Annotated in this window: 1 protein-coding gene; it reads left to right on the top strand. The window is 40.4% G+C overall.

Going from position 1 to position 270, the window contains the following annotated elements:
- Positions 1-28: 28 nt before the first annotated feature.
- Positions 29-270 (top strand): SDR family NAD(P)-dependent oxidoreductase (locus EOC06_RS38995; protein ID WP_128310201.1); only part of this gene is annotated, 242 nt, incomplete at its 3' end.

Raw genomic sequence — 270 nt, 5'->3', positions numbered from 1 at the left:
TTCCATTCTTTTCAAGGAGGATAATAATATGTTTACAGACTCAAAAGTTGCCCTAGTCACTGGCGGTAATCGCGGAATTGGCTATGAACTGGTCCGCCAATTGGCTTTGAAAGGTTTTAAAGTTATCTTAACAAGCCGAGACTCAAAAAAAGGGCTAGAAGCTGTTAATAAACTTCGCAAATCAAATTTAGAAGTATCTTTTCTCGAGATGGATGTGAACAATCATGAAAGCATTCGCCAAGCCGCCATCACGGTAGATCAGCACTTTGG

This window comes from Mesorhizobium sp. M7A.F.Ca.MR.362.00.0.0 (genome assembly GCF_004023175.1).
Classification (GTDB): Bacteria; Pseudomonadota; Alphaproteobacteria; order Rhizobiales; family Rhizobiaceae; genus Mesorhizobium.
This window is presented reverse-complemented; position numbering and strand designations above follow the sequence as displayed.